Origin of the sequence: Micromonospora sp. D75, assembly GCF_018070405.1 — a bacterium.
Classification (GTDB): Bacteria; Actinomycetota; Actinomycetes; order Mycobacteriales; family Micromonosporaceae; genus Micromonospora; species Micromonospora chalcea.
Genome location: NZ_JAGPXV010001126.1, coordinates 1 through 702, shown reverse-complemented (window position 1 = coordinate 702; position 702 = coordinate 1). Strand labels below are relative to the sequence as shown.

Annotated in this window: 1 protein-coding gene and 1 pseudogene; both read left to right on the top strand. The window is 77.2% G+C overall.

Going from position 1 to position 702, the window contains the following annotated elements:
- A pseudogene (locus KBX39_RS32450) lies at positions 1-238 on the top strand (two-component sensor histidine kinase); the annotation flags it as partial.
- The coding region (locus KBX39_RS32445) for a response regulator transcription factor (RefSeq protein ID WP_210874247.1) at positions 235-702 on the top strand (468 nt) is incomplete at its 3' end. The pseudogene KBX39_RS32450 and the gene KBX39_RS32445, both read left to right, overlap by 4 nt.

Below are 702 nucleotides of genomic sequence, written 5' to 3'. Positions count from 1 at the left end.
CTATTACCCGCTCGCCACGGCCGGCGCGGTGCTGGACCGGGCCGGCTACGAACGGCTGCGGCTGGGTGAGCCGCGCGACGCGCTCGGGCTGCCCCGGCGGCAGGCCGACCCGCCCGCGACCGGTGCCGCGCCGGGCTGCGAGTTCTACACCGACGGCAACTTCCCGTTCGCCCAGGCGACCTGGCGGCTCTGCTTCGCCGACGGGCGGCTGGTCAGCAAGGAGCAGATCGCACCATGAGCGACGACCACGACCGCCCGCTGCGGGTGGTGCTCGCCGACGACGAAGCGCTGGTCCGGGCCGGGGTCCGGGCGATCCTGGCCGCCGACCCCGGCATCGAGGTGGTCGGGGAGGCCGAGGACGGCCTCGCGGCGGTCGAGCTGGTCCGCGCGCACCGCCCCCGGGTGGCGCTGCTGGACATCCGGATGCCCCGCTGCGACGGGCTCAGCGCGGCGGCGCAGATCCGCCGGCTGGTGCCCGAGACCGCGGCGGTCATGCTCACCACGTTCGGCGACGACGACCTGATCGCCCGCGCGCTCGGGCACGGCGCCGCCGGGTTCCTGCTCAAGTCCGGTGACCCGCGCGAACTGCTGGCCGGGGTGCGGGCGGTGGCCGAGGGCGGGGCGTACCTGTCGCCGCGGGTGGCGCGCCGGGTGATCGAGCTGAGCGGCGGCCGGCTGGCCCGTGGCCCGTACGCGCGGGAC